The sequence below is a fragment of the Klebsiella sp. FDAARGOS_511 genome, from assembly GCF_003812845.1.
GTDB classification, from domain to species: Bacteria; Pseudomonadota; Gammaproteobacteria; order Enterobacterales; family Enterobacteriaceae; genus Klebsiella; species Klebsiella grimontii.
This window is the reverse complement of the sequence record NZ_CP033824.1, coordinates 4,645,055-4,668,019: the sequence shown is the minus strand read 5'-3', so window position 1 is coordinate 4,668,019 and position 22,965 is coordinate 4,645,055. Positions and strand designations below refer to the sequence as shown.

General features: G+C 57.6%; 22 protein-coding genes. 3 read left to right on the top strand and 19 right to left on the bottom strand.

Annotated features, from left to right (window positions below; translation table 11 throughout):
• Window positions 1-26 precede the first annotated feature (26 nt).
• From cvpA to pdxB, 8 genes are all read right to left on the bottom strand, one after another.
• Window positions 27-515: a colicin V production protein gene (cvpA, locus tag EGY08_RS23610; RefSeq protein ID WP_004104143.1), complete on the bottom strand. Its 489-nt coding sequence runs from the start codon at window positions 513-515 to the stop codon at window positions 27-29.
• A 199-nt stretch (window positions 516-714) separates the two neighbouring features.
• The gene (dedD, locus tag EGY08_RS23605) at window positions 715-1,404 is read right to left on the bottom strand and encodes a cell division protein DedD (RefSeq protein ID WP_049114652.1); all 690 of its coding nucleotides are present in this window, start codon (window positions 1,402-1,404) and stop codon (window positions 715-717) included.
• A complete protein-coding gene (gene folC, locus EGY08_RS23600; RefSeq protein ID WP_112165573.1) occupies window positions 1,394-2,662 on the bottom strand; it encodes a bifunctional tetrahydrofolate synthase/dihydrofolate synthase in 1,269 nt (422 codons plus the stop codon). The genes dedD and folC overlap by 11 nt, the downstream gene beginning before the upstream one ends.
• Window positions 2,663-2,734: 72 nt before the next feature.
• Window positions 2,735-3,649, bottom strand: a complete 915-nt coding sequence (accD, locus tag EGY08_RS23595) for an acetyl-CoA carboxylase, carboxyltransferase subunit beta (RefSeq protein ID WP_004870882.1) — start codon at window positions 3,647-3,649, stop codon at window positions 2,735-2,737.
• A 194-nt stretch (window positions 3,650-3,843) separates the two neighbouring features.
• Entirely contained in the window at window positions 3,844-4,503 is a 660-nt protein-coding gene (locus tag EGY08_RS23590) for a DedA family protein (RefSeq protein WP_004123217.1), read from the bottom strand.
• A 27-nt stretch (window positions 4,504-4,530) separates the two neighbouring features.
• A complete protein-coding gene (gene truA, locus EGY08_RS23585) occupies window positions 4,531-5,343 on the bottom strand; it encodes a tRNA pseudouridine(38-40) synthase TruA (RefSeq protein WP_004123224.1) in 813 nt (270 codons plus the stop codon).
• Window positions 5,343-6,356: an aspartate-semialdehyde dehydrogenase gene (locus EGY08_RS23580; RefSeq protein WP_123829008.1), complete on the bottom strand. Its 1,014-nt coding sequence runs from the start codon at window positions 6,354-6,356 to the stop codon at window positions 5,343-5,345. The genes truA and EGY08_RS23580 overlap by 1 nt, the downstream gene beginning before the upstream one ends.
• Window positions 6,357-6,418: 62 nt before the next feature.
• A complete protein-coding gene (gene pdxB / locus EGY08_RS23575; protein WP_049114649.1) occupies window positions 6,419-7,555 on the bottom strand; it encodes a 4-phosphoerythronate dehydrogenase PdxB in 1,137 nt (378 codons plus the stop codon).
• 110 nt (window positions 7,556-7,665) lie between these two features.
• On the opposite strand from pdxB, the gene flk reads away from it, so the two are divergent.
• Window positions 7,666-8,625: a flagella biosynthesis regulator Flk gene (flk, locus tag EGY08_RS23570; RefSeq protein WP_004123231.1), complete on the top strand. Its 960-nt coding sequence runs from the start codon at window positions 7,666-7,668 to the stop codon at window positions 8,623-8,625.
• Between the two features lie 40 nt (window positions 8,626-8,665).
• Here flk and EGY08_RS23565 read toward each other — a convergent pair whose 3' ends face one another.
• Together EGY08_RS23565 and fabB are read right to left on the bottom strand one after the other, a co-directional pair.
• Entirely contained in the window at window positions 8,666-9,841 is a 1,176-nt protein-coding gene (locus EGY08_RS23565; RefSeq protein WP_004123233.1) for an MFS transporter, read from the bottom strand.
• Window positions 9,842-10,047: 206 nt separating this feature from the next.
• Window positions 10,048-11,265, bottom strand: a complete 1,218-nt coding sequence (fabB, locus tag EGY08_RS23560; protein WP_004123236.1) for a beta-ketoacyl-ACP synthase I — start codon at window positions 11,263-11,265, stop codon at window positions 10,048-10,050.
• A gap of 158 nt (window positions 11,266-11,423) precedes the next feature.
• Between fabB and mnmC the strand changes: the two genes are divergently transcribed.
• Entirely contained in the window at window positions 11,424-13,412 is a 1,989-nt protein-coding gene (gene mnmC, locus EGY08_RS23555) for a bifunctional tRNA (5-methylaminomethyl-2-thiouridine)(34)-methyltransferase MnmD/FAD-dependent 5-carboxymethylaminomethyl-2-thiouridine(34) oxidoreductase MnmC (protein ID WP_112165717.1), read from the top strand.
• Window positions 13,413-13,466: 54 nt separating this feature from the next.
• Here mnmC and EGY08_RS23550 read toward each other — a convergent pair whose 3' ends face one another.
• Genes EGY08_RS23550 through prmB form a run of 6 tightly spaced genes read right to left on the bottom strand, consistent with a single transcriptional unit; the run spans window position 13,467 to window position 18,017 of the window.
• Entirely contained in the window at window positions 13,467-13,745 is a 279-nt protein-coding gene (locus EGY08_RS23550) for a YfcL family protein (RefSeq protein WP_004123241.1), read from the bottom strand.
• A gap of 31 nt (window positions 13,746-13,776) precedes the next feature.
• A complete protein-coding gene (locus EGY08_RS23545) occupies window positions 13,777-14,325 on the bottom strand; it encodes an elongation factor P hydroxylase (protein WP_123829007.1) in 549 nt (182 codons plus the stop codon).
• Window positions 14,325-15,134 carry a sulfite exporter TauE/SafE family protein gene (locus EGY08_RS23540; RefSeq protein WP_004123247.1) on the bottom strand — a complete coding sequence of 270 codons (810 nt, stop codon included), beginning with the start codon at window positions 15,132-15,134 and terminating at the stop codon, window positions 14,325-14,327. The genes EGY08_RS23545 and EGY08_RS23540 overlap by 1 nt, the downstream gene beginning before the upstream one ends.
• Complete coding sequence (gene mepA, locus EGY08_RS23535) at window positions 15,134-15,958, bottom strand: penicillin-insensitive murein endopeptidase (RefSeq protein WP_004123249.1); 825 nt, start codon at window positions 15,956-15,958, stop codon at window positions 15,134-15,136. Before mepA ends, EGY08_RS23540 begins: the two co-directional genes overlap by 1 nt.
• A gap of 3 nt (window positions 15,959-15,961) precedes the next feature.
• Window positions 15,962-17,047, bottom strand: coding sequence for a chorismate synthase (gene aroC / locus EGY08_RS23530; RefSeq protein ID WP_004123252.1), 1,086 nt, complete (start codon window positions 17,045-17,047; stop codon window positions 15,962-15,964).
• Between the two features lie 37 nt (window positions 17,048-17,084).
• The gene (gene prmB / locus EGY08_RS23525; RefSeq protein ID WP_009652591.1) at window positions 17,085-18,017 is read right to left on the bottom strand and encodes a 50S ribosomal protein L3 N(5)-glutamine methyltransferase; all 933 of its coding nucleotides are present in this window, start codon (window positions 18,015-18,017) and stop codon (window positions 17,085-17,087) included.
• Between the two features lie 167 nt (window positions 18,018-18,184).
• Here prmB and smrB point away from each other — a divergent pair, with 167 nt between their 5' ends.
• Entirely contained in the window at window positions 18,185-18,736 is a 552-nt protein-coding gene (smrB, locus tag EGY08_RS23520; protein ID WP_004123257.1) for an endonuclease SmrB, read from the top strand.
• A 19-nt stretch (window positions 18,737-18,755) separates the two neighbouring features.
• On the opposite strand, the gene sixA is transcribed toward smrB, so the two are convergent.
• The 3 genes from sixA to fadI form a co-directional block, all read right to left on the bottom strand.
• Entirely contained in the window at window positions 18,756-19,241 is a 486-nt protein-coding gene (sixA, locus tag EGY08_RS23515; protein WP_032741921.1) for a phosphohistidine phosphatase SixA, read from the bottom strand.
• A gap of 209 nt (window positions 19,242-19,450) precedes the next feature.
• Entirely contained in the window at window positions 19,451-21,595 is a 2,145-nt protein-coding gene (gene fadJ, locus EGY08_RS23510; protein WP_123829006.1) for a fatty acid oxidation complex subunit alpha FadJ, read from the bottom strand.
• Window positions 21,595-22,905, bottom strand: coding sequence for an acetyl-CoA C-acyltransferase FadI (gene fadI, locus EGY08_RS23505; protein WP_087829171.1), 1,311 nt, complete (start codon window positions 22,903-22,905; stop codon window positions 21,595-21,597). The genes fadJ and fadI overlap by 1 nt, the downstream gene beginning before the upstream one ends.
• Between the last annotated feature and the right edge of the window lie 60 nt (window positions 22,906-22,965).

Genomic DNA, 22,965 nt, shown 5'->3' with positions numbered 1-22,965 from the left:
TTCCTCGTTAAGCTACATCCCAACGCTTATGCTTTGGGCAAGAAACTTGACGAGCTCTGCAGATAGTCAAAGAACCATCTGATAACGAAACTGAACTGAGGGATAAGCTCAGACTTTTGCCAGTCTTCGCTTTTCGCCATACCGGTGAAGCTATCGAGAAAGAACAGAATCGCTGAGACGATTAACACCCCGCGCAGGGCGCCAAAGCAGATCCCTAACACCCTGTCGGTTCCCGACAGGCCGGTTTTTTCCACCAGCTGACCTATCACAAAGTTAACGATAGCGCCGACGATAAGCGTTGCGATAAACAGTATCGCGATAGCAATCCCATTTCGGACCAGTTCGTCTTCAAAGCCCGTGAACCAGACAGCCAGGTAAGTGTAGTAATGACTGGCAACAAAGAAAGCGCATCCCCAGGTTACCAGCGATAAAGCTTCACGAACAAAGCCGCGGATCAGGCTGACCAAAGAGGAAAAACCAATCACCGCTATTATGGCGTAATCAATCCAGACCATATACGTCCCACGATTTTACGCCCTGTCGTCCGGTTCGGGGCGCATTCTAACAGAAAAAGAAAACGTTTGCGTAGGGATTTCCGTGCCCTACAGAAATAAAAATGGCGCTGAAAAAACATTCAACGCCATACTGTCTTTCGCCTCTTCAGGGCGCGTCAGACAGGGGTTCCGGCCCTCTACTCCTTTAAAAAAGAGAGAGTTAGTTCGGGCTGTAGCCCATGACCACGCCGCTAAGTCCTGAAATCTGCTTCAGCTCACCTAGCTGGCCTTTCAGCTTATCCTTCGAAGTATCCGGCCCCACGAGAATACGGGTGATTTTACCCTGCACCGGCGTCGAAGGCGACGTGTAAACTTTAAAGCCAGAAGCACGCAGCTTACCAACAATCTCGTTAACCTTATCGGCGTTCTTCAGCGCGCCCAGTTGCACAACATACGCTTTGCCGGTCGGCGCCGGGATTTCAGCCTGCTGCTGCGGTTTAGGCGGCGGCGTCTGCGCCGCAACCTGCTGCGTCTGTGGTTTCTCTACCGGCTTAGGCTGAGGCTTCGGCTGAGGTTTTGGCTGTGGCTTAGGCGTCACAACCGGCTCCTGCACCACATCAAAGCTGTTGTTGTTCACCGGTATACGCGACGGATCCAGCGATGGCGCAGCGGCATCGCCTGCTCGCACCTCTTCCGCCGCCCCTTCCGGAGGCTGCGAAGGCAGCGCCTGAGTTGCTGCAGGCAGCATATCCGGCTCATCGCGATCCCCCGGCTTTGGCACCAGCGGGATCGCGGCAAACTCATCCTGATAATGTTTTTTCTGACCATCCAACAGCCCTGGCAGGATAATCACCCCCAGCGCCACTAGCACAATCGTCCCGACTAAACGGTTCTGAAACTTACTCGCCACCGATTCTCCCCGCGTCTATTTCTTCCATTACATGCGCCACCGTGTGGAATGAACCACATACCAGCACCGTATCTTCAGGCCTGGCGTCCGCCATCGCGGCATGCCACGCCTGCGCGACGCTAATATAGACTTTGCCTGTGCGCAAATGTTCCAGCAGCTGCTCCGCCGTGGCTCCACGCGGCCCTTCCAGCGGCGCGCAGTACCAGTCGTCAACTTCCGTCTGCAGATTTGCCAGCGTACCTGCAATATCCTTGTCATGCAGCATACCAATAACCGCCAGCACGCGCCCTGTTTTCGATAAGGTTCTGAGACGCCCCGCGAGATATGCCGCCGCGTGCGGATTATGGGCAACATCAAGGATCGTCCGGGGAGCCTCGCTAATTATCTGGAATCGCCCCGGTAGCATCGCGCGTTGTACGCCATCACGAATCGCCTGCTCGCTAACCTTAAGCCCGCTGGCGCGCAGGGCCGCAATCGCCGTAGCCGCATTCGGCATCGGAACCTGCGGCAGCGGCAGATCGGTCAATGCCCCCAGCCGATCGTAGAAAGACCAGCCTTGTTCCCCGGCCTCGTACCGCCAGTCAGCGTCACGGCGCTGGAGCCGCGCCCCTTTTTCATCCGCCACCTGAGCAATGGTCAACGGCATGTCGGGTTCACCGACGATGGCCGCTTTTCCGGCGCGGAAAATACCCGCCTTTTCGCGGCCGATGCTTTCGCGATCCGGCCCCAGCCAGTCGATATGGTCGAGGGCAATACTGGTCACCACCGCCACGTCGGCATCGACAATATTGGTCGCATCCAGCCGGCCGCCAAGACCCACCTCAAGAATCACCACATCCAGCCGCGCCTGCTGAAACAGCCACAGCGCGGAAAGCGTGCCGAACTCAAAATAGCTCAGGGAAATCTCACCGCGCGCGGCTTCAATTTCGGCAAAAGAGGTGGTATGCGCCAGCTCCGTCAACTCCTCGCCCTGCACGCGCACCCGCTCGGTGTAGCGCACCAGATGCGGCGAACTGTAAACCCCAACCTTGTAACCCGCCGCCATCAGCGCCGACTCCAGGGTACGGCAAGTAGTGCCTTTACCGTTGGTCCCCGCCACCGTGAAGACAAACGGCGCCGGTTTTAATACCGCCATCCGCTGCGCGACCTCGCTGACGCGCGCCAGCCCGAGATCGATAGTTTTGCTGTGCAGATGCTCCAGATAAGAAAGCCACGTAGCCAGGGGCGACGTGGCCTGAGGAATAGGTTGTTTTTCCATGATGTCCGGCAAGAGTTAAGATCGCTACGCGTATAAAAAAGGGCAGCGCCGTCAGGCCTGCCCTCTCCATTATCAGGCCTCTGGTTCCTGATCCGGTACCGGCGGCACCACCTCGCCTTCGTGAGCGGGTTCCGGATTTGGCGCCGGAAGGTTCATCAGCTTCGCCAGGATACTGGCCAGCTTCAGACGCATTTCCGGGCGGCGTACGATCATGTCGATCGCCCCTTTCTCAATCAGGAACTCGCTGCGCTGGAACCCCGGCGGCAGCTTCTCGCGAACGGTCTGCTCAATAACGCGAGGGCCGGCAAAGCCGATCAGCGCTTTTGGCTCAGCGATGTTGAGATCGCCCAGCATTGCAAAGCTCGCCGAGACACCGCCCATGGTTGGGTCGGTCAGCACGGAGATATACGGCAAGCCGCGCTCCTGCATTTTCGCCAGCGCAGCGGAGGTTTTCGCCATCTGCATCAGCGACATCAGCGCTTCCTGCATACGCGCGCCGCCGGATGCGGAGAAGCAAATCAGCGGGCAGTTGTCTTCCAGCGCCTGCTCAACCGCGCGAACAAAGCGCGCGCCGACCACTGAGCCCATTGACCCGCCCATAAAGGAGAATTCGAAAGCGGCGGCAACAACCGGCATATCGTGCAGGGTGCCTTTCATAACCACCAGCGCGTCTTTTTCGCCAGTCTCTTTCTGGGCGGACGCCAGACGGTCTTTATACTTTTTCGAATCGCGGAACTTCAGCACATCTTTCGGCTCGAGCTCGCTTCCCAGCTCCACCAGAGAACCTTCGTCCAGCAGGCTATGCAGGCGGTTGCGCGCCGACATGCGCATGTGGTGATCGCACTTAGGGCAAACCTCCAGGTTGCGCTCCAGCTCTGCGCGGTACAATACCTGTCCGCAGCTGTCGCACTTGGTCCATACACCTTCAGGGATACTTGCCTTACGGGTGGGGGTTATATTGCTTTTAATTCGTTCAATCCAGCTCATTGATAACCTTTCTACCTGAACCTGGTCGATGCCAGTTTTGTCGCAAGGGGCGCATAATGCCATTTTTGCCCCTCACAGACCATGAATGTTGCACATTAAATCATAACATCCCGTAACATGGGATAAAAAAGTGGTCGAACCGCTCACACTTCACTCTTCGGACGGCGGCATACCGCCCGAAGAACGTCGCCGCGTTATTTCGCCTGTTTCGCCGCCGCCCGCTTGTGGCGGATGACTTCAATCACGCCAGGCAATACGGAGAGGACGATAATCGCCACAATCAGCAGCTTAAGGTTTTCCTGTACGATCGGCAAATCGCCGAACAGATAACCTGCATAGGTAAACAACAGTACCCACAGCAGCGCGCCAACAACGTTATACATCGCAAAATGACGATAGGACATATGCCCCATTCCTGCCACAAACGGCGCAAACGTTCGGACAATTGGCACGAAACGGGCCAGGATGATGGTTTTACCGCCGTGTCGTTCGTAGAAGCTATGGGTCTTATCCAGGTAGCTGCGGCGGAAAATTTTCGAATTGGGATTGCTGAAAAGCTTTTCACCAAACAGCCGGCCAATCGTGTAGTTCAAGGCATCGCCAACAATCGCGGCAATGACCATCAGCAGCACCATTAAATGCACGTTGAGATCGTTGGTCGGCAGCGCGGAGAGCGCGCCAGCCACAAACAGCAGCGAATCCCCCGGCAGGAACGGCGTGACCACCAGGCCGGTTTCGCAGAACAGAATCAAGAATAAAATCGCGTATACCCAAATGCCGTACTCCGCGACCAGCTCAGCCAGATGCACATCAATATGCAGGATAAAATCAATTAAAAAGTGAATCAGGTCCATAGTTTGCGTTAGCCCTTAATAATCCGGTTAGTCCGCCAGAAACAGCGGGCCCATCGGCATGACCGGGAGGTCGTAACGGGCCGGGTAGTCCACCGACACCAGATACAATCCTTCCGCTTTTGCCGTTGCGGCGGCAAGCGTCCTGTCTTTTGCCGCCAGAAGATCTGCAATCCAGCTCTCTGGCTGGTTACCGGCACCTACTTCCATCAGACTGCCGACAATGTTCCTTACCATATGATGTACAAAGGCATTCGCTTTGATGTCCACCACCACATATGCACCATAACGGGTGACGTTGATGTGCATCACGTTGCGCCACGGCGTGCGCGACTGGCACTGTACCGCACGAAACGAGGTGAAATCATTCTCTCCCAGCAGACACTGAGCGGCGCGCTGCATCCGCTCCGCATCAAGCGGGAGATAATAATGGGTTACGCCGCGGCTCAATACCGCCGGTCGCAGACGATGATTATAGATAACATAACGATAGCGACGCGCCGTGGCGCTAAAGCGAGCGTGAAAGTCTTGCGGAACCGGCTTTACCCAGCGAACCGCAATGTCGCCGGGTAAATTGGCATTAACGCCCAGCGTCCATGCGGCATCCTGACGCTGCGCGCGCGTTTCAAAATGCACCACCTGACCGGTGCCGTGAACGCCGGCGTCCGTACGGCCGGCGCAAAAAACGTTAATAGGCTCATTCGCCACCTGCGAAAGCGCTTTTTCCAGCTTCTCCTGCACGCTGCGAACTTCATTCTGCCGCTGCCAGCCGTAGTACTTGCTGCCATCATATTCGATGCCCAGCGCAATTTTGTAGACCACCGGCTGCTCCATCTCAGACATCAGTACAGATACTCCTTAACCAGCTTCTCAGCGATTTTCACCGCCACCAGCGCGCCGCCAAAACGGACGTTATCGGCGACGGACCAGAACTGCACCTGCTCCGGCATCCCGTAATCGTTATGCACGCAGCCGACGGAAAGGCGGGCATTACCGGAAGCATCGCCGACCTGCGTCGGGAACTCGCCCTCTTCTGACAGCTCGATATCTTCGCCGCGGCTAAGGGCATCGCGCGCCTCTTCCGCCGCCAGCGGGCGCTGCGCTTCAAAGCTGACCATCTGCGCATGACCGTAGAATACCGGTGACTGAACGACGCTTGCGGAGATCATCAGGCCATCATCCTGCAGAATTTTGCGGACTTCATCGACGATACGACGCTCTTCGCGCACGCTTCCTTCCCGATCGGGCAGCAGCGGCAGCATATTGAACGCCAGCTGGCGGCCGAAGAAGTCGTCCTCATCGATCGGAATACCGTTGAGCAGTTTGGCGCTCTGCCCTGCCAGCGCATCCACCGCTTTTTTACCGTGGGCGGAGGCGGACAGCAGGTTGGTCACGCTGATGCGCGACAAGCCGCCCTGATCGATCAGCGGTTTTAACGCCGACAGCAGCTGGCTGGTCAGGCTATTCGGTACCGCAATAACGTTACGATTGCGATAATCCGCCAGCACGAACGGGTTGACATCCGGCACCACCAGCGGTACGTCCGGCTCCAGCGCAAACAGACCGCTTAAATCAATCACCAGACAGCCCGCGTTTGTGGCGTCTTCGATATACGCCGCGGTCGCTTCGACACCGGCGGCAAAAAAGGCCAGTTGGACCTGAGTCCAGTCGAATTCGGCCGCATCCTGTACGACTACCGATTTGCCCGAAAAACGCAGATGTTCCCCGGCGCTATCGCTACGCGCCAGGGCATAAATATCCCCCACCGGGAACTGACGATCGGCAAGCGTTTCGAACAGGGCTTCGCCTACGGCGCCCGTTGCGCCCAGTACGGCAATATTCCAGCCTTCAGACATGGTGGTGTACTCCAGAAAAAAGCAGCCCTGCCGGATTATCCAGCAGGAGCATTAAGATGATATTAACGAACAGGATGATGTACGGCGTTGAAGCCCAGTTGGCGCAACAGCGTCGCCGCCTGCGCATCGCTGCACTGCACGTATAGCGAAGACCATTCACGGCGTTCCTGATAATTTTTGCGCAGTTTGTCGAACTCGCCCACAACGCCCGCGACTTTTCGCAGCGGCGCATCATCGCGGCGCACATCATACACCAAATGCGCCAGCCGTTTTAGCGTTGCCTGATCGAGCGGCCCGTGCAACGTAATGCGGCCAAACTCCGGCGCCGGCAGCAACGTGTCCAGCGCCACCTGCTGTGGATGACCAATAAACGCGCTGTAGGCCTCAAAAACCTGCGTCGTACCGCGCGCTTTTCCTTCAAGGGTATAACCGGCAATATGCGGCGTACCAATATCCACCCGCTTGAGCAATTCGGTATTCAGGTCCGGCTCCGGCTCCCAGACATCCAGTACCACGCTTAAGGACTGATTGGCCTGCAGCCGCTGCAGCAGCGCGCCGTTATCCACCACCGGCCCACGGCAGGCGTTGATTAAAATCGTCCCCGGCTTCAGGCGGCGAATCAGCGCTTCATCCGCCAGGTGCAGCGTTTTGTACTGCCCTTCCTTATAGAGCGGCGTGTGGAAAGTCAGAATGTCCGCTTCCTGCACCAGCTCGTCGAGGGTGCGAAAATCGCCCTCATCGCCACGATCGGCGCGCGGCGGATCGCAAAGCAGAGTTTTTATTCCCAGCGCCTCAAGGCGCTTTTGCAGGCGCCCGCCCACGTTGCCGACGCCCACGATCCCGACGGTACGGTCGCTAAGCGCAAAACCATCGCGTTCGGCCAGTATTAATAACGCGGAAAAAACATATTCCACCACCGCGATAGCGTTGCAGCCCGGGGCCGCGGAAAAGCCGATTCCCGCCTGATGCAGCCACGCCTGATCGACATGATCGGTACCCGCCGTCGCGGTGCCAACAAATTTGATCGCCTTGCCGGAAAGCAGCGCTTCGTTAACTTTGGTGACGGATCGCACCATCAGCGCATCGGCGTCATTCAACGCATCGACCGGGACAGGGCGGCCAGCAACGGCCTTGACTTCCCCCAGGCGGCTAAAAAGCTCGCGCGCATAGGGCATATTTTCATCAACGAGGATTTTCACGGTTCAGTACCTGTCTGAGAGCGAGAGTAAACCGGGGAAGTGTGCCATAATCTGGCCGCCAGGAACATCATCACCCGGCCCTTAGTACAGCAATACGCAAAGGATTAATCATGACGCAACCCGTTTCAGGTATGTCCGAACGCCCTCCGGGATCGGGCGAACCTCCGCTCACCACTCAGCAGCGCACCGCGCTTGAGCGGCTCATTACGCGCCTGGTGGCCTTAACCTCGCAGCAAAATGCGGAAGTGTGGGCCTGCGTAAAACACGATCTTAGCCTGAAAAACGACGCGCCGCTGCTGGCAAGCCATTTTGCCGCCGCCGAGAACAGCCTGAACCAGCGCTTAATCCTCGCCCAGCAAAATCATCACCGTCGGCAAATCCTGGCGCAGCTGAGCGAACTGCTGAACCAGGGCAACAATCGCCAGGCGGTCAGCGATTATATTCGTCAGCATGACGGTCAAACCGCGCTGCATGCCTTGACCCAGCCGCAGCTGGAGAATGTTCTGCAACTCCTGCAAAGCGGCCAGCTCTCGATTCCTCAGCCGCAGCAGCGCCCGCCAACGCATCGTCCGCTGCTGCCAGCAGAACACAACACGCTCAATCAGCAGGTGACTAAACTCGCCGCGGCCACCGGCGAGTCCAGCAAGCTTATCTGGCAATCCATGCTGGAGCTAAGCGGCGTCAAGAGCGGAGAGCTGATCCCGGCGACCCACTTTACGCCCCTCTCGTACTGGCTCCACGCGCGGCAAACGCTCAGTTCGCAGGCTGCGCCGACGTTGACCTCGCTGCAGGCCGCATTAAAACAGCCGCTTGAAGCCGCAGAATGGCAAAGAGTGATGGATTTTGCCCAAACCCACTGGCACGCGACGGCGCAAACGCCGCTCAGCGCAGCGCAGCTGTTGACGCTGCTTAACAAAATTTTTGTGCTCAGGGTAGCCAGAGCCCAGGAGACGCTGGCGATCCCGCCGGTTCAGGCGCCTCCCGCCTCAACGCGGCTGGCATTGAAAAAACCGTGGGTTATCGCGCTGGCAGTTATCGTGGTGCTTGCCCTGTTGTGGTTGGTGATTTAAGGACATATCATTCGGCCCGCATGCCGGGCCGAATGAAGCGCTACTTACGCAGCGACACCAGTGTAACCAGGATCCCCAGCACGGCGCATATCGCCGCAGCCAGGAAGACCGAAGAGTAGCCCAACGAAGTCGCGAGCAGCCCGGTAAGCGGGCCGGTGACGCCGTAAGAGATATCCTGAAACGCGGCATAGCCGCCAAGCGCCGTTCCCCGAACCTGCGGTGGTACCCGCTTCACGACCTCGACGCCCAGCGCCGGGAAGATAAGCGAGCATCCGCAGCCGGTTAGCGCCGCGCCCGCCAGCGCGATCCAGGCATTGGGCGCCTGCCAAAGCAGCGCCAGGCCTATCGCTTCAATCAGCAGCGAAACGATGGCCACTTTTACCCCGCCGAAGCGATCCGGCATCCAGCCAAACAGCACGCGCATCAGCACGAATGCCCCGCCAAACGCGGTCAGCGTAAAGCCGGCCATCGCCCAGCCATTGCTGGCGAAATACAAAGAGACAAAGGTACCAATTACCGCGAAGCCAACGCCCTGAAGACCAAGACCGATACCGGGCCGCCAGATCATTCCGACCACGCTCCACAGCGACGGGCGGTCGCCGCCGTGAGCAGGAATTTTACGCACCGTGCCGTTAATCGCCCAAGCCACTAACGGCAGTACCATGGTGACGCAGGCCAGCGCCGCGACGCCGTAATGGCTGTAAATTAGCAGCCCCAGCGGGGCCCCGGCCGCCAGCGAGCCGTAGATCGCCATGCCGTTCCACGACATGACTTTACCGGATCGCATGGGACCCACCAGCCCCATCCCCCAGCTTAAATTCCCGGTGAGCAGCTGGCTTTCCCCAAACCCCAGAATCAGGCGGCCAAGCACCAGCAGGCCAAACTTCGCCATGACCGGCACCGGCAGCAGCGCCGCGCACAGCCAGGCGCCACCCGCCAGCGCGCAGGCCAGCATCCCCTGAAGTACAGAGCGTTTGGCGCCGTACTGGTCGGCAAGGCGGCCGGCATAGCCTCGAGTTAATACGGTCGCCAGAAATTGAATACCGACAGCGATGCCAACCATGGTGTTGCCGAATCCCAGTTCCTGATGGACAAACAAGGGGATAACCGGTAGCGGCAGGCCGACGGTCATATAGGTCAGAAAAACGGCAAAAGTGATGCGAAACAGCGAACCATTCGCTGAAGGGTTATGTTTTGTTTCAGTGACTGCGGACATGCTTTACTCCAGTTCGCAGAGTAAGGCGAGGTGATAGCCACGCCCTCTCCACCTGATTATCAGGGTTAAGGCGCGTTGGATGACGTTAAACGCTTACGCATTATCTGAGAGACTAATGTTGTGGCAGGAGTTTGCCTTTTCGCGCAGGGGTCTGTCAAGAATACAAAAAAGGGGAGCCAACGGGCTCCCCTTGTAAAGTGTGCTCGTTATGCGCTGTATTTGCGCATCACCAGCGTAGCGTTAGTCCCGCCAAAGCCGAAACTGTTAGACATCACGGTCTTCAGCGCGCGTTCAGTCGGCTCGGTCACGATATTCAGGCCAGCCGCCTGCTCGTCCATCTCTTCAATGTTGATGCTCGGCGCAATAAAGCCGTGTTCCAGCATCAGCAGGGAGTAGATAGCTTCCTGTACGCCAGCGGCGCCCAGGGAGTGACCGGTCATCGCTTTGGTCGCGGAGATAGCCGGGCTGTTATCGCCAAAGACTTCACGAATCGCCCCCAGCTCCTTCACATCGCCTACCGGGGTAGAAGTGCCGTGGGAGTTCAGATAGTCAATCGGCGTATCAACACCGTCCATCGCCATCTTCATGCAGCGAACCGCACCTTCACCGGACGGGGCAACCATGTCTGCGCCATCGGACGTTGCGCCGTAACCAACGATTTCAGCATAGATGTGCGCGCCGCGCGCCAGGGCATGTTCCAGCTCTTCAACCACAACCATACCGCCGCCGCCCGCGATAACAAAACCATCACGGTGGGTATCATAGGTACGGGACGCTTTTTCCGGCGTTTCGTTGTATTTGGTGGACAGCGCGCCCATCGCATCGAATTCGCACGCCATTTCCCAGCACAGCTCTTCGCCGCCGCCAGCAAACACGATATCCTGTTTGCCCAGCTGGATTTGTTCAACAGCGTTACCGATGCAGTGTGCGGAAGTCGCGCAAGCGGAGCTGATGGAGTAGTTCACACCGTAGATTTTGAACGGTGTTGCAAGGCAAGCGGACACCGCGGACGCCATCGCTTTGGTCACCACGTAAGGGCCAACCGCTTTCAGGCCGCGCGGGCTGCGCATTGCGTCAGCGCCGAAAACCTGAGATTTAGAAGAACCGCCGGAACCGGCAATCAGACCCACGCGCGGGTTTTGCTGATAGACTTCATCTTTCAGGCCAGCATCTTCAATAGCCTGCTGCATAGAGAGATAGGAATAGATAGAGGCATCGTTCATGAAACGAACCACTTTACGGTCGATCAAGCCGGTGGTGTCCAGTTTGACGTTGCCCCATACGTGGCTGCGCATTCCCGAATCTTTAAACTCTTCAGAGAAAGTGATCCCGGAGCGTCCTTCACGCAGAGATGCCAGGACTTCCTGCTGGTTATTACCAATACTGGAAACGATGCCCAGGCCAGTAATCACTGCACGTTTCATTCAATACCTCTGTAAGTCGCACTATAGTAAGTTTCGAGTCGCACAATAGCGTACACTTGTACGCCGAACAAGTCCGATCAGCCAATTTGTGTATAAATTTGCGCCCTCAGGCACACATCGTTAAGATCGTTCTACGCCTTGTGATTCGAGTAACTTACGTGAAACAAAACGCCATACAACCTGCCAACCTGGAATTCAACGCTGAGGGTACACCTGTTTCCCGAGATTTTGACGATGTGTACTTTTCCAATGACAACGGTCTGGAAGAGACGCGCTACGTCTTCCTCGGCGGCAATCGGCTCAATGAACGTTTTCCAGGACATCCCCGCCCGTTTTTTGTGGTTGCCGAAAGCGGGTTCGGTACCGGCCTCAATTTCCTCACGCTGTGGCAGGCGTTTGACGTTTTTCACCGTGAGAATCCACAAGCTACCCTGCAAAGATTACATTTCATCAGTTTCGAAAAATTTCCGCTGAAAGCGGACGACCTGCGCCTTGCTCACCAGCGCTGGCCGGAACTTGCAACCTGGGCCGAGCAGCTGCAGGCGCAGTGGCCTCTGCCCATCGCGGGCTGCCATCGTCTGCTGCTGGACGAGGGTCGGGTCACGCTGGACTTGTGGTTTGGCGATATTAATCAACTGACCAACGAGCTCGATGATTCGCTTAATCGGCAGGTAGATGCCTGGTTTCTCGACGGCTTTGCCCCCGCAAAAAACCCGGACATGTGGACAGCGGAGCTGTTTGCGGCGATGGCCCGACTGGCCAGACCCGGCGGCACCCTAGCGACCTTCACCTCCGCCGGTTTTGTGCGTCGCGGGCTGCAGGAAGCCGGCTTCAGCATGCAGAAGCGCAAAGGTTTTGGCCGCAAGCGCGAAATGCTCACCGGTGAAATGCTTCAGACGCTGGAGATCCCCGCGCGCGCGCCGTGGTTTGCCCGCAGCGGTACGGAACATCGCGATGCCGCGATTATCGGCGGGGGGATCGCCAGCGCCCTGCTCGCGCTGGCGCTGCTGCGCCGCGGATGGCAGGTGACGTTATACTGCGCCGACAGCGCGCCGGCCGAAGGCGCCTCCGGAAACCGCCAGGGTGCGCTCTATCCGCTGCTCAGCCAGCACGATCCCGCCCTTGCCCGCTTCTTCCCAGCGGCGTTTACTTTCGCCCGCCGCCTGTACGACACGCTGCCGGTGATGTTCGATCATGAATGGTGCGGCGTGACGCAGCTGGGCTGGGATGCAAAAAGCGCGCAGAAAATCGCTCAGATGATTGAGCTTAATCTTCCGCCAGAAATCGCCGTCGCCGTGAACGCCGAGGCCGCAGAGCAACAAACCGGTGTCGAAACCGGCTGCGGCGGCATCGCCTATCCGGCAGGCGGCTGGCTTTGTCCGCAGCAGTTAACCGCTGAGCTGCTGGCTCTCGCCGCGACTCGCGGACTCCTCGTTCACTATGATTACCCGGTAAAGGCTCTCAGCGCAGACAATGGCGGCTGGCAGTTAAACCAACGGCAGTACCACGAGGTCGTGATACTGGCCAACGGCCATAAGTTGACCCACTTCAGCCAGACGGAGCATCTTCCCATGTACCCGGTTGCCGGTCAGGTTAGCCATATTCCGACGACGCCAGGGCTATCGAAATTGCGCCAGGTCCTGTGCTACAACGGCTACCTGACGCCGCAAAACCCGCATAATAAGCAACACTGCATTGGCGCAAGCTACCACCGAGGGCAAGCAGAAGCCGCATTTAGCGCCGACGATCAGCAGCAGAATCGGCAACGCCTGATTGACTGCTTCCCGCAGGCGGAATGGACGCGGGAGGTAGACGTGAGCGCAAATCAGTCACGCAGCGGCGTGCGTTGTGCAACCCGCGATCATTTGCCGATGGTCGGCAACGTACCTGATTATGACGCTACCTTAAGCGCATATGCCTCGTTGGCTGAACATCAGGAGCAGGCCGGAGAAGCGCCGGTTTACCGCAACCTGTATATGCTGGGCGCGCTGGGTTCACGCGGCCTGTGCTCCGCGCCGCTGGCGGCTGAAATTCTGGCGTCGCAAATGAGCCATGAGCCACTCCCCATGGATAAAGAAACGCTGGCGGCGCTGAACCCTAACCGGCTGTGGGTCAGAAAGCTGCTGAAAGGGAAAGCGGTGAAATAATTGAGGGAAAACGGGCCCGGCGGAGCGATCGCCGGGCTTTGGCGAAGAGCAGAACTATTTCTGCATCGCCTTCTGATACAGACTGTTCCACATTTCCTGCACCAGAATCTGATCCGGCGGCGACAGTTCGCCCGCGCTGATGGCTTTTTCCAGGCTCTGGGCTACTTTGTCATGCACCGCTTGCGCAGTATGCTCGTCCTCTCCTTCCAGCTCGGCCACCGCCAGCGTCAGGTGGCCGCGCAGATAACCGCCGGCAAACAGTTCGTCATCACTGGCGTGGTCGACCATATTATCTATTAACGCCAGAATGCGTGATTCAAACTCCGCGATCATCTTCTTTCCTCATAGTATGTAAAGCGTGGCCTTAGTGCAGGTCTTCCGGCCACGGGAACTGTTCTGCCGTCAAGGGCGGCGTTTGGTAATATTCTTGCAGCGCCTGAATGAAACGCGCGGGACGCTCGGGGATCCCCTGCTCCAGATAGGTCATCACCTGGGCATGCACGCGCCGCTGAAAAGCGATGCGGTCAGGCTCAAAATCCCCTTCCAGGTTGTCGCAGCTGACGTTAAAGGGATATCCCGCCGCCACGCAAAACAGCCAGTCAAACGCCTGAGGCTTCACCTCGACGTCTTCAAATTGAGACTGGGTCATCGCGTCGCGGCCGTCCGGGCAGTACCAGTAACCGAAATCAACCTGCTCACGGCGCGCCTTTCCGGCAATACACCAGTGCGATATCTCGTGCAGTCCGCTGGCGTAAAAGCCGTGGGCAAAGACGATGCGGTTGTACGGCACATCATCATCTGCCGGAAGATAGATCGGTTCGTCATCGCCTTTAATCAGACGGGTATTAAAATCGTCAGCAAAACAGCCGTCGAAGATTTCGATCAGCTGTTCATATTTATGCGTGCTGTTCATTAGTTCATCCCCAGCCAGTGGAGGATCTCCTGTCCATGGCTGTCATAAAGCAGTTTTGCACTCATCACCGCCGACACCACGACGATCATCGGTCGAATCAGTGACTGTCCTTTGCTCAGCACCAGCCGCGATCCCGCGCGAGCGCCGATAAATTGCCCAGCCATCATCACAAAGCCGGTAGCCCAAATGACCTTACCGCCGATGATAAACAGCAGCAGGCCGCCAACGTTAGAGGTCGCATTCAGCAATTTTGCATGCGCGGTCGATTTCGCCAGGTTGAACCCGGCCAGCGTGACGAACGCCAGCGCGTAAAAAGATCCGGCGCCCGGGCCAAAGAAACCGTCGTAAAAGCCAACGCAGCCGCCGGCAATCAGGGCAAACGGCAGGCCATACAGACGGCGCTGCCGGTCCTCTTCACCGAGCTTCGGCATCAGCAGAAAATAGAGGCCGATACCGATAACCAGAATGGGCAGTATTTGCTTAAGAACGTCGGACTGAACGTGCTGAACCAGCAGCGCGCCGCCGGTCGAGCCGAGAAAGGTCATCAGAATATTGAGCTTCTGATCGGCCAGATTCACCACCTTGCGGCGAATGAAATACAGCGAAGCGGAAAGCGACCCGCCGCAGGCCTGCAGCTTGTTGGTGGCCAGCGCCTGCGCAGGGGGAAGACCCGCCGCCATCAGGGCCGGCACGGTCAATAACCCGCCGCCGCCCGCCAGAGAATCGATGAAACCCGCCAGAATGGCCACGAAGAACAGTACGACCAGTACCGTCGGTGACACCATAAAAACGTCGAGAAAACTATCCATTAAAGAATATGCTCATCCAGTAGCGCCTGGCAGGAAGGCGGCAGCGGAGGCGGCGTCTTCTTCACAGGAGGGGTTGATCCCGGCTTAGGGGGTTCAAACCAGCTTTGCAATTCCGCGCCGCAGCCGTCGCCGGCCGGAGGCGGGGTCTGGTCTTCACACTCGAGGCTGCCTGCCGGGCAGCGCAGGCGCACGTGCATATGCGCGCGGTGCTGGAACCACGGGCGGACCTTGCGTAGCCAGTCGCGATCGTTACCGGCATCAAGGCACAGCTGCTGCTTAATCGCCGGGTTGACGAAAATACGCGTGACTTCGCTATCTTCCGCCGCCATCTTAATCAGCTGGCTGATTTGCGGGCTCCACAACGACGGCACCACGCGCTTGCCGTCGCGGGCCACCAGATCCAGAGCCTGCGGCTTCAGCAGCTGAGCTGAACTCCAGCGCGCCTGCGGCAGCTGAAGAAAAATATCGACGTCCAGCCCGGACTGATGGCTGGCGTGGCCGCCGTTAAAGCGTCCCCCGGCTGGCATACCCATGTCGCCAATCAGCACCGTTCCCATGCCTTTATTGTGCGCCTGATTGCTCAGACGCTGAATAAACTGCACGAGGTCCGGATGGCCGAAGTAGCGGTTTTGATCGGTACGCATCACCTGATAGCCGGTGGCGTTTAACGGCAGCGCCTGCGCGCCAACGATACAGCCATTGGCAAACGCGCCAATGGACTGCGGGCTGCCGCTAACGGGCTGCGTGATTTTCTGCCACGGCGTTGCCGCCAGGCTGGTACCGCTGGCGAGAAGCGCCAGCAGTGCGATAACGGTTTTTTTCATCTATTACCAGCGTGGAATTGATGTCGTCACGTCGCCGTTTTGCGCGCGCTGACGCATAAAGTGATCCATTAACACGATCGCCAGCATCGCTTCGGCAATAGGTACCGCGCGAATACCGACGCAAGGATCGTGACGCCCTTTGGTGATCATCTCAACTTCTTCACCTAAGCGATTGATCGTGTGTCCAGGTACGGTAATGCTGGAGGTCGGCTTCAGCGCGATATTCGCCACGATCTGCTGACCGCTGCTGATGCCGCCGAGAATGCCGCCCGCGTGGTTGCTCTGGAAGCCCGCTTTGGTAATTTCATCGCGGTTTTCGCTGCCGCGCAGTTTCACCACCTCAAAACCATCGCCAATTTCTACGCCCTTCACCGCATTAATGCTCATCAGCGCGTGCGCGATATCGGCATCCAGACGGTCAAACACCGGTTCGCCCAGCCCCGGCGGTACGCCATCGGCCACCACCGTGACTTTCGCCCCGATGGAGTCGCCCTCTTTTTTCAGGCCGCGCATCAGTTCATCAAGCGCTTCGATTTTGTCCGGATCCGGGCAGAAGAACGGGTTCTGCTCTACCTGATCCCACGCTTTTATCGCCAGCGGGATATCGCCCATCTGGGTCAGGCAACCGCGAATCACAATACCGAATTTCGCGGCAAGGAATTTCTTGGCAATCGCCCCGGCGGCCACGCGCATAGCGGTTTCACGCGCGGAGGAACGACCGCCGCCGCGATAGTCGCGCAGGCCATATTTCTGCTCGTAGGTGTAGTCTGCGTGTCCCGGACGGAAAACGTCCTTAATGGCGCCGTAGTCCTGAGAACGCTGGTCGGTATTCTCAATCAGCAGGCCAATGCTGGTCCCGGTGGTTACGCCCTCGAATACGCCGGAGAGGATCTTCACCTGGTCCGGCTCGCGGCGCTGGGTGGTATAGCGCGAGGTTCCCGGACGACGGCGATCGAGATCGTGCTGGAGATCGGCTTCGGTTAGCGGGATGCCTGGCGGCACGCCGTCAACAATGCAGCCCAGCGCCAGGCCATGCGACTCGCCGAACGTCGTGACGCGAAAGAGTTGTCCAATTGTGTTTCCTGCCATCACGGCTCCGTTTTTGTCGTTATGTTTGCGTGTTGTTTTAGTCTTTATAAATACCGAAATGCGCGCGCGCGGCAATCAGCTGCGGTTTAGTCAGCATAAAGACGCCATCGCCGCCATTTTCAAACTCCAGCCAGGTAAACGGCACGTCAGGATATTGCTCCATCAGATGTACCATGCTGTTACCGACTTCACAAATCAGGATACCGTCATCGCTGAGATAATCCGGCGCGCAGGCCAGGATCCGGCGGGTCAATTTCAGGCCATCGCTACCGGAGGCCAGTCCCAGAACCGGTTCATGGCGATATTCGCCCGGCAGGTCGGACATATCTTCTTCATCGACGTACGGCGGATTGGTCACGATCAGATCGTATTGTACCTTCGGCAGATCGCGGAATAGATCGGAGCGAATCGGCGTCACGTTATGAATTAAGCCGTGATCTTCCACGTTCTGCTCGGTCACGGCCAGCGCGTCAGGAGAAATATCCACCGCATCGACTTCCGCTTCCGGGAAAGCGTATGCGCAGGCGATAGCGATACAACCGCTGCCGGTGCACATATCGAGGATGTGCTGCGGATAGTGGTCAATCAGGCCGGAAAAATGGTTGTTAATGAGTTCGCCAATCGGCGAACGCGGCACCAGCACGCGCTCATCAACGTAAAACTCATGGCCGCAGAACCAGGCTTTATTGGTCAGATAAGCGACCGGAATGCGCTCGTTAATACGGCGAATGACGCGCTCAACGATGCGATGTTTTTCGCTTGAAGTCAGACGCGCCGTACGCATATCTTCCGGAATATCAAGCGGCAAATACAGTGACGGCATCACCAGTTGTACGGCTTCATCCCACGGGTTATCGGTGCCGTGTCCGTACCAGATATTTGCGGCGCTAAAGCGGCTTACCGCCCAACGCAGCATGTCCTGAATGGTATGAAGCTCATTAACGGCTTCATCAACAAAAATTTTATCCACGCTATCCCCCAGGGCACGCTCTGCTATAAATTCGGCGGCTAGTTTGCCACGAAGACGGGGATAAATCAGCATTCTTACGTCAGGCGGAGGGGGAAAAATAGGTTTTCCTTGCCTGGATGCGTGGCGAGTCGGGTAAACTACCGACAAAGAAAAAATGAGATCAGGTAATGAAAAAGAAAACATCGCTAAGCGAGGAGGATCAGGCATTGTTCCGGCAGTTGATGACCGGCACGCGTCAGATTAAGCAAGACACCATCGTTCATCGCCCGCAGCGTAAAAAAATCGCTGAAGTACCGCCCAAGCGGCTGCTCCAGGAGCAAGCGGATAACAGCCACTATTTTTCCGATGAGTTTCAGCCACTACTGAATACCGAAGGGTCGGTTAAATATGTGCGCTCAGACGTCAGCCATTTTGAGCTGAAAAAGCTGCGTCGGGGTGATTATTCGCCGGAGCTGTTTCTCGACCTGCACGGTTTAACCCAGCAGCAGGCCAAGCAGGAACTGGGAGCCTTGATTGCCGCCTGCCGTCGCGAGCACGTATTCTGCGCCTGCGTAATGCACGGGCATGGGAAGCATATTCTCAAACAGCAAACGCCGCTGTGGCTGGCTCAGCACCCACATATTATGGCGTTTCATCAGGCACCAAAAGAGTACGGCGGAGACGCCGCACTGCTGGTACTGATTGAAGTTGAAGAGTGGCAACCGCCGGAGCTTCCGTAAACGTCAGCCCCGGAGGGAATCAGATAGCCTTAGCCATCTTCAAATTGCAGGGGCTCATTTGCCAGTTGAACTCGCCTTTGCCGCTGGAATCAAGCGTGACGCAGGCAATCGCCGAAGTGGTGAACATCGGGGGAGTTTCCCCCGGGCACAGCTCTGAGACAAGATACCCCACCAGAGGGAGGTGAGACACGACCAGCGCCGTCGCCACACCTTCATTTGCCAGCGCCTGCAAATAAGCGCTAACCATGCCAACGTCGCCGCACGGCGTGAGTTCCGGCATCACGTCGACATCTTTTGGCAGATTCATGCACTCCCCAACAATTTCCAGCGTCTGTTCAGCACGCAGGTAGGGACTCACAAGAACCCGCTCAATATCCACTTTTTGACCTTTCAGCCAGGTAGCCATCTGACGAGACTCATCGCAACCGCAGACGGTTAATGGACGAACCGAGTCACTGGCTGCATCGAGGGCAGCGTCGCCGTGACGCATGATAAAAACTTGCATATTGCACCGCTTTTGTTAACCAGAAGCACCGCGGTCTTACCCACGTAGACGATACGCAGGTGACCCGGTGGCCGGGCATTGTGCCTGATCCATTCAACGAATGAAACGCTGTTTTTTACCTCAATGGCGTAAGTATAGTCAACTATTGCTTACAAAATCGCCAAAGCTCAGCGCCGTTCATTGCCGGATTTACCTTCTTTGACCACAACTTAGGTCGTACGTTCCTCAGCGGGCCAAAAGGTCGCCCCCTGCTCGGCCATGTGTAACAAAGTGTCACATGGTGTAAAACGCGGGCCGTATTGAGCGGCCAGGCGCTGCAGTATCGCCGCCACCTCCCCCGCTCCCAGGGTATCCATATAGCGGAACGGGCCGCCAAGAAACGGCGGAAAACCAATGCCAAACACGGCGCCGATGTCGCCATCGCGGGCGCTGCGAACCACTCGCTCATCGAAGCAGCGCGCCGCTTCGTTAAGCATCATCATCACGCAACGTTCCGCCACCTGCTGCGCGGACAAGCGCGCCTGTGGAGAGGAAATACCCAGTAAAGCGTAGATCGCAGGATCGGGCCGTTTTTTGCTTTTACGCCCTTTTGCCGCATAAAGATAGAAACCCCGGTTATTTTTTCTCCCTTTGCGATCGTCATTCAGAATCGAGCTAATGATGTTTGCAGGCGGGCTAAAACGTTCTCCCCATGCGGCCTCCAGCACTGGGATAATTTTGGTGCCGGTATCGATCCCCACTTCATCAAGGAGCTGAATCGGGCCAACCGGAAAACCGAATTTAACCAAAGCGTTATCAATATGCTCTATCGGCTCGCCTTCCATCAACAGGCGCATGGCTTCATTGATGTAGGGGGCCAGAATGCGGTTAACATAAAAGCCCGCTTTATCGGCGACGACAATCGGCGTTTTACCCTGCAGTTTAGCCAGCTTAACCGCCGTCGCAATTGTCTGCCGATCCGTACCACTATGTGGAATCACCTCCACCAGCGGCATTTTGTCTACCGGGCTAAAGAAATGAAGCCCGATGACCCGCTGCGGCCTGCTTGCATGCGCCGCGATCTCGCCGATCGGTAAAGACGACGTGTTAGAAGCAAAGATCGTCTCCGGACGACAATGCTGTTCAACTTCGCTGACCATTTTTTGCTTGAGCGCAAGATCTTCAAACACCGCTTCAATCACCACATCGCGATGTGCGAATCCCTGGTAATCCAGCGAACCGGATATTAACCCCATCTGGCGATCGCGCTCGCTGGCGCGCAGATAGCGGCGGCGCACCTGTTTATCGAGCAGATCCCAGCTATACTTCAGCGCGTGATTTATCCCACGCGGCTGGATGTCCTTAATGCGTACCGGTAATCCGCCTTTGCAGGCGGTGACGTAAGCGATACCGCCCCCCATGAGTCCTCCGCCCAGAATACCCACGCTGCGCAGCGCGACGGGTTCAGCATCCGCGCCGCGATCTTTTTTCAGATCGGTGCTGGCGAAAAAAATCGACCGTAGCGCCTGCGATTGCGGCGTCATCGCCAGCTCGCCAAAAGCGCGGGCCTCCTCGGCGTATCCGCTGCTGCAGCCCTGCGCCAGTCCGGTTTCCATCACCTGCAAAATGCGCTCTGTAGCCGGGTAGTTCCCCTGGGTTTTGTGATGCGTCTTTTTCGCCACCAGACGAAACAGCAGGCTGCGGCCAAGCGGGCCTGCGAGAATACGTTCACGCGCCGGAACAGCGCGGCTTGCCGGGCGGCCCTTGAGCGCCAGTTCAACCGCGGTTCGCAGCAGGATAGTCTGCGGCACCACCTCATCGACCAACCCCGCCTTCAGGGCCTGTCGCGGGCGAAGCTGCTTACCGGTGAGGATCATCTCCAGCGCGCCGCTGACGCCAATTAATCGCGGTAGACGCTGAGTTCCTCCGGAGCCGGGCAGCAGCCCCAGCTGTACTTCCGGGAGGCCAAGCCGGGTTTTATCGTCATCGCTGCATACCCGCCCGTGGCAGGCCAGCGCCAGCTCAAGCCCGCCGCCCAGGCATGCGCCGTGGATAGCGGCAATCACCGGAATCGGCAGCCCGTGGATCTCGGCCATGATTTGCTGACCCTGACGGGCAAGCGCCTCCGCCTCCTGCGCGGAATGGCAGCGGGCAATCATATTGATATCCGCCCCGGCGATAAAATTATCCGGTTTTGCCGAGATAAACACCGCGCCGCGCAGTTCCTTGTTGTCACGGATCTGACGGATGATCCCCCGTACCTCGCTGGCGAACTCAGCTTTCAGGGTATTCATTTTTTCGCCGGGCGCGTCAATGGTGATGACGGCGATATTGTCCGGGCGAACCTCAAGCGTAAATGCCGATACGGTTTCCATTATTCAGCCTCCAGAACCATCGCTGAACCCAATCCCCCCGCCGCGCAGGCGGTGACCAGCCCAAAACCTCCGCCGCGACGCCGCAGCTCATGCAGCGTTTGGGTGATCATCCGCGCGCCGGTGGCGGCAAACGGATGACCGTAGGCAATCGAGCCGCCCAGCACGTTAAATTTACTCTCGTCCACTTCCCCGATAGCCTGAGAGCGGCCAAGCACTTCGCGGGCAAAGCGATCGCTGGCCATACAGTGCAGGTTGGCCAGCGTTTGCGCGGCAAAAGCTTCGTGCATGTCTATTAAGGTCAAATCAGCCAGCGTCAGCCCCGCTCTTTCCAGCGCCAGCGGCGTCGACCAGGCCGGGCCCAGAAGCATATCCTGGCGAACATCAATCGCGGTGAAAGCGTAGCTTCGCAGATAGCCCAGCGGGACAAGACCCAGCTCTTTCGCCCGGGACTCGGTCATCAGGATCACCGCCGCCGCCCCATCGGTTAGCGGCGTACTGTTAGCGGCGGTCACGCTACCGTGTTGACGATCGAAAGCCGGGCGTAACTTTTGGTAATCCGCCAGGGTTGAATTTTTACGAATATTATTGTCCTGCTCCAGCGGCTCACGGAACGGCGGCGTGTATGCCGTCATCACTTCTGCCGATAGCTTCCCTTCCTCCCAGGCTTTGGCGGCAAGCTGGTGCGAACGAAGCGCCAGCGCATCCTGCCGTTCGCGAGTGATACCCCAGGTTTTCGCCATTTGTTCGGCGGTATCCCCCATTCGCAGCCCGGTTGAGTATTCGGCAACGGCTGGCGGTACGGGCAGAAGGTCGCGAAAACGCAGACGGGAAAATAGCTTAAGGCGCTGCCCCAGGGTACGGGCTTTATTGGCGTCAACCAGCGTTCGGGCAAGTTTTTTGCTGACGCCAATGGGTAATACGGAAGAGGAGTCGGCCCCGCCGGCGATACCCGCGCTAATAGTGCCTGCCATCAGGCTTTCCGCGACGTTGGCCACCGCCTGAAAGCTGGTCGCGCAGGCGCGGCTGACACTATAGGCGTCAGTATGCACACTCATGCCGGTCCCCAGTACAATTTCCCGGGCGATATTCGGCGCTTCCGGCATTTGCACCACCTGACCAAATACCAGCTGCTCTATTATGTCCGCGGGGATAGTACTGCGAGCCAGCATTTCGCCGACCACCAGTTTACCTAAATCAACGGCCGGCACGCCGTGGAAAGCCGTCGCCTGTCGGGCAAACGGAGTACGTAGACCGCTGACTATCGCGATACGATCGCCCTGGCGGGTGACTAGCGGTAATGCCTGACTCATAACGCTCCCCTGTTAACCGATAAAACAAAGTGGTCTGACCTGATAACAGTTTTAACTAAT